Here is an 8,901-nt window from a genome sequence, read left to right on the forward strand (position 1 = left end):
GCTCAACGGTTAATTGTTTATATTTTTTCATGCAAGACAAATTTAGGCTTTTGACCTTAAACACTTGGAGGAAAACTCCAAGTGTTTTTAATTTATCTGTTGCACTTATAACTTGAACTTACATTTTAAGGATTTAATAAAAATAAAATTTATTCGTTTATAATATTCTAAAATTAGAAGTGCGTACATTTGCAAACAAACGGAAAACCTTTAGAAAGTAACGTAAAAACAATAATTATTATGGATGTTGGAACAAAAATAAGTATTTTGAGAAGACAAAACAAGATGTCTCAGCCAGAATTAGCTTTCAAACTGGATATTAGCCAAACATCTTTATCAGAAATTGAAAGCGGTAAAACTAGGAAAATAGATTTCTTTTTGATGGATAAAATTTGTGCATTGTTCGATGTGGATTTTGACTATTTCCTAGAAGAAAAAAGTAACAACAAAATAAAGAAACCATCAAATTGCAACATCGGATGCACAAACGGAACTGTAAATAACACTATTCCAGAAGGATTACTGGAAAGAATGCTAATGCGAATTGAACAACTTGAGAGAAAATTAGAAAACAAGTAAATTACAATTTGTCTTGTAATTTGACTTTAAAATAAATTCTGTCTATATACATAAAAATTTCTGTTGCCTTTTGCATTAATAGACCAAGAACTAAAAAACATTTTTTTGTTTATAACTGCTTTTCCTTTGTTTTCAGTGGTTTCTTGCTAATTTCGGCATACTCATTTCGCGAATTATAGACGTCAAGTACCAAGTAAACCGCTTCTTTAAACGAATTATAGTTGGCCAAATCTTTTCCCGCAATGTCATAAGCTGTTCCGTGATCGGGTGAAGTTCTAATTTTACTTAAACCAGCGGTATAGTTTACGCCGTTTCCAAACGAAAGTGTTTTAAACGGAATCAGTCCTTGGTCGTGGTAAGTGGCAATTACTGCATCAAACTTTTCATACTGATTGCTTCCAAAAAATCCGTCGGCAGGATAAGGTCCGAAAACCATAACTCCTTCGCTAAACATTTTTTTGATTACCGGACGAATTAGTTTTTCATCTTCAGAACCAATCACCCCGCCGTCTCCCGCATGCGGATTTAATCCTAAAACAGCAATTTTAGGTTTATTAATACTGAAATCTTGAATCAAGCAATGGTTGATGGTTGCGATTTTTTTTCGAATCAAAGCTTCCGTTAAATGCGAAGCAATTTCGTTTACCGGAATATGATCTGTCATTAATCCAATGCGTAGCGAACCGCTTACCATCAACATCAAGGCGTTTCCTTCCAATTCTTGGTCAAGATAATCGGTATGACCGGGAAATTTAAATTCTTCCGATTGAATGTTGTATTTATTGATGGGTGCGGTAACCAGTACATCGATTAAATCTTCTTTCAAAGCTTGGGTTGCTGCTTTAAAAGACCTGATGGCATACTCGCCAACCTTTTCATTGTTCACACCATATTCCAACTGGATGGGCTCCCTCCAAAGGTTCAAAACATTTATTTTTCCAGGAATAATTTGTTCCAATTTGTCAATACCATGTAGCGGTGCGGTAGATTCAAAACTTTTTCGCAAAAAAGAAAGCGTTTTAACATTTGCAAAAATAACGGGCGTACACATTTCAAGCATCCGGGCGTCTTCAAATGTTTTTAAAACAATTTCGCTTCCAATACCGTTTAGATCTCCAATCGAAATTCCAACGATTATATTTTCTGCTTTTTTCATTTACTTCAAGTTATTTATTGCTAATTTTGAGGTTACAAATTTAGTAAAATAAAACCACAAATGTTTACCGGAATTATAGAATCCCTTGGAACTGTAAAAGAAATTCGTCAAGATCAGGACAACTTGCATCTGACCATTTCTTCAAAATTAACACCCGAATTAAAGATCGATCAAAGTGTGGCCCACAACGGCATTTGCCTGACAGTTGTGGCCCTTGAAGCCGATTCGTACACCGTAACTGCGATTAGAGAAACGGTGGATAAAACCAATATTGGCGACTGGAAAACGGGGAATTCTGTAAATCTCGAACGCGCGATGAAATTGGGCGACCGACTCGACGGCCACATCGTTCAGGGACATGTGGACCAGACCGGCATTTGCAAAAGCGTAGAAAATGCCAATGGAAGTTGGTACTACACTTTTGAATACGATGAAAATTTGAATAACATAACCATCGAAAAAGGTTCGATTACCGTAAATGGCGTGAGTCTTACCGTGGTAAATTCCAAGAAAAACGAATTCAGTGTAGCGATTATTCCTTATACTTATGAACATACAAATTTCAATAGTTTTCAAGTAGGAACGAAAGTCAATTTAGAATTTGATGTAATTGGGAAATATGTGGCGCGGTTGAATGGGTTGAGGAAATGATTTGTTATGAAATGTTGGCCACAAATAATTAAATAATTATAAAACGTATATTTGTTTTATCAAAAATCTTTTCATTATGAGTACATTAGACTTAAAAAAAGAATTGCACGATTTGACTAATGAAGGAGACGAAAAATTCATTAAGAATATCTATAAGATGGCTAAGGCATATACCCATCAGAGTAAGGAAGACAAAATGATTGCTGAAGCCGAAGACGATATAAAAAATGGAAAAATACACAGCCAGAAAGAGGTTCAACAAATTATCGAAAGTTGGAAAGCGAACTAAATCCCTTTTTTTTTGGACCAATTGGGCAATTATAAAAATCCAATTAATTTGAATAGAAAATATTATTCAGAAATAAATTTTAACTTAAAACCACATAGAATATGAAAACCAAACAAATTAAAACACTAATATTATTTTTATTTACAATTTTATTTTTTAGTTGTAGCAAAGAAGATTTAGAATTGCAGCAATCTCATAGTAAAGCACACAGTATGAATGAAATCTCCTTTAATCAATTCAAAACTGAAACAGGTATAACGAAATTTGCCTACATTAAATCCGCGAATATAAATATGTCTAATAACCTAATGGCTCGCGACATTGAAGCTGAATTTGTGACAGATACAATTGGCATCAAAAAGTATGTAAATCCAGTTGATAGTAAAACAACCTATTCCTTTAAAATTTATCCAGTTTCTCAAGACTTAAATGCTAAAGAATATTACAATTTAGTTTATGAAAAAATAGGAACTGAATGGAATGAAATCATTTTTTATAATATTGAAAAAACCAATCCTACACATGCAGGAGAGCTTGAAAGTTCAGAAATGGTTTATAATAGAATGTCTGCACGTGCCGGTTATGCTGTTGTGGTTAGTTATAATGTAGTTTGTACTAATAATGCTTATTGTATAAAGAGAGGATCATGTGATGGCTTGACTTGCGAGACAGGCGAATGCCTCCAAACGACAATTTCATACGTCTGGGTTGGTTTTGAAGATACTGGTAATGTGCAAGGAGGCAATCCACCAAGTTTAGGAGGTTCATCTGGTGGAGGAGGCGGTAATGATAGCGGTATCTATATTCCAAATCCTTATGAAGGAGACGTTGCCATTGATAATTTAGATTTTCTGCTTGCTGGTCAAGTGGCTTCATTTACCAACACATTAGCTCCTAATTTACAAACGTTAATTGCAAATACTCCTTTTATCTATCCCTATCTCGTGGATTTTTGCAGAAATAATGGCGGTACATTGAGTTCAATTAACAGGCAAAAAATGGTACAAGCACTCACTAATTTTAATAATTTTCAGTTAAATTCCCTTTATCCTAATTTAACTTCCATAAGTATTAACAGACTCAACCTTTGGGCATTTTATTCATTTTTAAACAATAACCCTTTAAATGCCAATACTACAAAAATAAACGAAATAAAAAACTTTGTTCAAGATGCCGAATATGATGCCGCAAATGAATTAGTTGATTATCTCTACGAAAATAAAGAAGATGAAGACGTAATAAGTTTTACACAACAGTTAACAATTCAAGCAACACTTAATCCAACCTTAAATTTTGATGTTGAAGCATCAGCAAAATCTCCGTTCTTTATCGATCTTTCATCTACATCGGGTAATTCCCCAGAAGAGATTAAATTCAGAAAAGTATACAATGAACTAAAAAAATCACCTATATTTAAAGAATTATTTGTAAATCTTTTCGGTCCTACACCCCTATTTAATGTAAAATTTGTAATTGAAGACATTCCTCAAGATGGAACAGGCCATACAAACGGCATATGTAAAATGTTTAATGGCAATCAAAGCTTGTCTCCCTATAACCTAATTATAATTGATAGAAATCATCTTAATAATAATTCTTATTTAGATATTGCACTAACTATAATTCATGAATCTATTCACGCTTATTTAAATATTAAATTCCGAAATCCAACAATTGGAATGTCAATAAATGATATTAATAATATGGATTTTCAACAGTGCATAAATACATATTATAATGGATTTTCTGGTAATCAAACACAACATAGCTTTTATGTTAATTATATGATTCCAGTTATGGTTAATATACTTAATGACGTAAAACCCTTATTAATATCACCTTCCCAAGAACAACAACTAATATATCCAACCAACGGTGGCGCCATTCTTTATCAACCTATGGGTAATCCACCGAGTGCATCTGCAACAATATTACCTTGGAATTGGAACGATTTCTTTAAATATTTTTCCTATACTGGTCTTCAATCGAGCAGTGCATTTCCAACAATCTTCCCACCAAATTCGGATGCAAATTACCTTCGTGTTAGTTATATAAATGCATACAATATAATATTTAACCCGTAAAACTATGTATAAAATAACTATATTTTTTCTTATTTTATCAGGAACAATTTTTGCCCAAAAATTCGATAAACTAATCTTTAAGGATACAATTGTATTGATTGTTGATAATAATAATATTTCGGAAAGTTTGAAATTAAAAGTTAATAAGAACAATATAAATCAAACATATTTATTATATTTTGAGGACAAAAGAATTCTTAAATTTTTAACACATAAAAAAGGAATATTTGCTAAAGAAAATATAAAAATTTGTCAACAGAAACTAAAAAATTCAAAATTCAAAATATTCACTTTGGAGCAATTTATCGAAGCGGGATTTGATACAGTAACGCATACACTAGCTTCAAATAAAATTGTAATCTATATCGTCGATGTGAAAACGAAGAAAAAAAGGAAAATTTTATTGAAAAAAGCACATATCCATTATCTTCCTAATATCGAAATTTAAATTATTTTGAGATTAAACAATATTAAACCGCTTATTTAAACAAAACTCAAACACCTTCGTAAAATATTTTAAATTAAAGCAATTTACATTCTAAAAAGAAGTAATTTTACGAAAAATAAGTGCCAATATAATGAAAGAAAAGACAAGTTCAGAGAAAGAATCAAAGTTAAAAGCCTTACAGTTAACGCTTGACAAACTAGACAAGACTTACGGAAAAGGAACCGTAATGAAAATGGGCGACAAAGCCATAGAAGAAGTAGAAACCATTTCGTCCGGTTCTTTAGGGGTCGATTTGGCACTCGGAGTTGGCGGCTATCCTAAAGGAAGAATCATCGAAATATACGGTCCGGAATCTTCTGGTAAAACAACTTTAACGCTTCATGCTATTGCAGAAGCGCAAAAAGCAGGCGGAATTGCCGCATTTATCGATGCCGAACACGCATTTGATAGAAATTATGCCGAAAAACTAGGTGTTGACATCGAAAATTTAATTATTTCGCAGCCCGATAATGGTGAACAAGCATTGGAAATTGCCGAAAACTTGATTCGTTCGGGAGCCATTGACATCGTAGTAATTGACTCGGTTGCAGCATTGACGCCAAAAAGTGAAATTGAAGGCGAAATGGGCGATTCTAAAATGGGACTTCATGCCCGATTAATGTCGCAAGCTTTGAGAAAACTGACGGGAACCATCAGTAAAACACATTGTACGGTATTCTTCATCAACCAGTTGCGTGAAAAAATTGGGGTGATGTTTGGAAATCCAGAAACAACAACGGGTGGAAATGCACTAAAATTTTATGCATCCATTCGTTTAGATATTCGTCGTTCGTCTCAAATTAAAGATGGTGACAATGTTATTGGAAACCGAACCAAAGTAAAAGTGGTTAAAAATAAAGTAGCACCACCGTTTAAAGTAGCCGAATTTGACATCATGTATGGCGAAGGCGTTTCTAAAACAGGAGAAATTTTGGACTTAGCCGTAGAATTTGAAATCGTGAAAAAAGCAGGTTCTTGGTTTAGTTATGGCGAAACCAAACTGGGTCAAGGTCGTGATGCAGTGAAATCCTTGATCAAGGACAATCCAGAACTGGCCGATGAACTGGAAGTAAAAATCAAAGAGAAAATCAAAGAGAACAATAATTAATTCGCTGTAGCGAAAATTTATACTAAAAACCGTTTCAGCATTATTTGAAGCGGTTTTTTTGTATTTAAACGCAACCCCTATCGTATTGCAGCATCTTCGGTAAAATTAAATGTTTTTAAAAATGAAAAAAATAGTCCTACTGCTTTTAGTATCTTTAATCGGAATTTCTTGTTCCGTTAGCGATGATAATAACAATTATTACTATGAAATTTTACCTGTTGAAAGTTACGAAATTCCCGCTTCTTTTGAACTTGGTGAAATTTACACCATCAAACTTTTTTATAAACTTCCCTCTGATTGTCACGTCAATCCAACGCTTTATTTTGAAAAAAAAGGACAAATAAGAACCGTTGCCGTGCAGTCATTTGTAGCCAATAGAAACGACTGTAACTTTATTGCAAATGAAGATGTGTTCGAATTAAAATTTCAATTTGAGGTGATAAACTCAGAAGCCTACGTTTTTAAATTTTACAAAGGAGAAGATGAAAATGGCGAACCCCTATTTGAAAACGTCACCATTCCTGTTACAAACGAATAATTAAAAAGCCAGTGGGTTTAGACCAACTCATACTTGATTGTAAAAATAACGACGCTAAAGCCCAAGAGCAAATCTACCGATTGTTTGCTCCAAAGTTTTTTGGAGTCTGCTTGAAGTATTCGACAAATTATGCGGAGGCGGAAGACAATTTGCAAGATGGTTTTATCATTATTTTTAAAAAAATCGAACAATTTCAGTTTAAAGGTTCCTTCGAAGGTTGGGCAAAACGCATCATGATCAATAATGCATTGCAAAAATACCGAACCCAAGTACGTTTTCTAGAAATCGTAAACGATAATATAATTGAAGACGAAATTCCCGACATCGACAACGAAGATGTTTCTCTGGATTATCTGATGCAAATCATCCAAGAATTACCCGACCGCTACCGAATGGTTTTCAATCTCTACGTACTCGACGGATATTCTCACAAAGAAATTGCTGAAATGCTTGGTATTACAACTGGAACTACAAAATCCAATTTGGCACGCGCCCGAATGATTTTGAAAGAAAAAATTGACCAACATACTGGAAAAAACACATTACCTTCGACCCAATGAATGACAAAAAAAACATAGACCGCCTGTTTCAAGAGCGTTTTAAGGATTTTGAATCCGTTCCAAACGATAAAATCTGGAACCACATTCACGATGCTTTGCACGAAAAGAAAAAACGAAAAGTGATTCCGCTGTGGTGGAAATTCTCTGGAATTGCTGCCGGATTTATGCTTGCGTTTTTTGCGTTCCAAAATTTTGGAACCAGGAATGAAGTGCTTCCAGCTGTTGTGGTTGCTCCAAAAGAAATTGAAAATACGAATACGAATACGAATATTAATCAGACAAAAAGTACGGAGAAAACTGGAATTGTCGATCAAAACCGCATCGCTACCGATGAAATTGCTACTGAAAATGAAGAAGTTTTGGTCGAAACTAATTCACTCACTAAGAAAAACACCAATTCAACTCTAAATAATACTTCAAAAAATAAAAATAATCCGATTGGAATTCCGCAGAAGCAGGCGGAAAATACTGCAGTGGCAAGCCAAACAAATAAAAATGGAAAAGAAGGAATTGGCAAAGCCAAAAAAACTTTGAAAACCGATTCGTTTTCTAATTCTAAAGCGAATAAAGTTGTTGATAAAGATGCCATAGTTTCTGCTGAGAAAAATGCCAAATCTTTGACTGAAAAAATTTCAAACACTAATCGTTCTGTTACAGATGGTTCGGTTTCTACTTTAGAAGCGAATAAAATTAGTGAGAAAAATGCCATCGTTTCAGCAGAAAATAAAACCAAAACATCAAGAGAAAAAACTTCTAATGCCGAAAATTCTTTGACCGAAAAAGAAATTGCCGACAAGAAATTGGAAAAAAAAGAAGCTTTGGCTTTGACATTAGAGCCCAATCCGCTAGAAGAAATTTTGAAAAAGAAAAAAGAGACTACAGAAAGTGTTGCAGAAGCAAAAATAAACCGTTGGCAGGTATCCACAAGTGTCGCACCTGTTTACTTTAATTCAGCAACGAATGGTTCGCCAATTGAAGCCCAATTTGAAGGAAACAGCAAATCATACGAAAACAATTTGAGTATGGGTGTTGGCGTACAATATGCGGTAAACAAAAAATTAGCCGTTCGGGCGGGAATTAATAAAGTTACTTTGGGTTATGGAACCAACGATGTGGTGTTTTTTGGTGCGATTGATTCGCCTGGATTTAGTAATTTGAGTACGAGTGACGCTACCGCGAGTATGGAGGTGGTTAGTGCCAATAATTTTGACGCTTTACGGCCTTTTGAGGATAATATGCAAAACTTGGAAAGTGGTGTCCTCAACCAACGAATGGGTTATTATGAAGTGCCGCTGGAACTTTCATATTCGGTTTTGGATCGGAAATTTGGCGTCAACCTCATCGGTGGTGTGAGTACTTTGTTTTTGAATGAAAACTCGGTTTCGGTACAATCAGAGTCAGCAACTTTCAGTTTGGGTCAAGCCAGTAACTTGAACAACGTACATTTTA

Annotated in this window: 10 protein-coding genes; 9 read left to right on the forward strand and 1 reads right to left on the reverse strand. The window is 34.2% G+C overall.

The window, feature by feature from the left end:
• Positions 1 to 189 precede the first annotated feature (189 nt).
• Positions 190 to 579, forward strand: coding sequence for a helix-turn-helix domain-containing protein (locus ACIQ2X_RS10650; RefSeq protein WP_396178911.1), 390 nt, complete (start codon positions 190 to 192; stop codon positions 577 to 579).
• Positions 580 to 688: 109 nt separating this feature from the next.
• On the opposite strand, the gene pdxA is transcribed toward ACIQ2X_RS10650, so the two are convergent.
• On the reverse strand, positions 689 to 1,735 hold the full coding sequence (gene pdxA, locus ACIQ2X_RS10655) for a 4-hydroxythreonine-4-phosphate dehydrogenase PdxA (protein WP_396178912.1): 1,047 nt from the start codon (positions 1,733 to 1,735) through the stop codon (positions 689 to 691).
• A 60-nt stretch (positions 1,736 to 1,795) separates the two neighbouring features.
• Here pdxA and ACIQ2X_RS10660 point away from each other — a divergent pair, with 60 nt between their 5' ends.
• From ACIQ2X_RS10660 to ACIQ2X_RS10695, 8 genes are all read left to right on the forward strand, one after another.
• Entirely contained in the window at positions 1,796 to 2,386 is a 591-nt protein-coding gene (locus ACIQ2X_RS10660) for a riboflavin synthase (RefSeq protein WP_396178913.1), read from the forward strand.
• 76 nt (positions 2,387 to 2,462) lie between these two features.
• Positions 2,463 to 2,675 carry a hypothetical protein gene (locus tag ACIQ2X_RS10665; RefSeq protein WP_396178914.1) on the forward strand — a complete coding sequence of 71 codons (213 nt, stop codon included), beginning with the start codon at positions 2,463 to 2,465 and terminating at the stop codon, positions 2,673 to 2,675.
• Between the two features lie 101 nt (positions 2,676 to 2,776).
• Complete coding sequence (locus ACIQ2X_RS10670; protein WP_396178915.1) at positions 2,777 to 4,759, forward strand: hypothetical protein; 1,983 nt, start codon at positions 2,777 to 2,779, stop codon at positions 4,757 to 4,759.
• Positions 4,760 to 4,763: 4 nt separating this feature from the next.
• On the forward strand, positions 4,764 to 5,207 hold the full coding sequence (locus ACIQ2X_RS10675; RefSeq protein ID WP_396178916.1) for a hypothetical protein: 444 nt from the start codon (positions 4,764 to 4,766) through the stop codon (positions 5,205 to 5,207).
• A 130-nt stretch (positions 5,208 to 5,337) separates the two neighbouring features.
• On the forward strand, positions 5,338 to 6,354 hold the full coding sequence (recA, locus tag ACIQ2X_RS10680) for a recombinase RecA (RefSeq protein ID WP_396178917.1): 1,017 nt from the start codon (positions 5,338 to 5,340) through the stop codon (positions 6,352 to 6,354).
• Between the two features lie 121 nt (positions 6,355 to 6,475).
• Positions 6,476 to 6,892, forward strand: coding sequence for a hypothetical protein (locus ACIQ2X_RS10685; RefSeq protein ID WP_396178918.1), 417 nt, complete (start codon positions 6,476 to 6,478; stop codon positions 6,890 to 6,892).
• An 11-nt stretch (positions 6,893 to 6,903) separates the two neighbouring features.
• On the forward strand, positions 6,904 to 7,452 hold the full coding sequence (locus ACIQ2X_RS10690) for an RNA polymerase sigma factor (protein ID WP_396178919.1): 549 nt from the start codon (positions 6,904 to 6,906) through the stop codon (positions 7,450 to 7,452).
• On the forward strand, positions 7,449 to 8,901 hold a 1,453-nt coding region (locus ACIQ2X_RS10695; protein WP_396178920.1), incomplete at its 3' end, for a hypothetical protein. The genes ACIQ2X_RS10690 and ACIQ2X_RS10695, both read left to right, overlap by 4 nt.

Source organism: Flavobacterium sp. (assembly GCF_044368625.1).
Lineage (GTDB): Bacteria > Bacteroidota > Bacteroidia > Flavobacteriales > Flavobacteriaceae > Flavobacterium.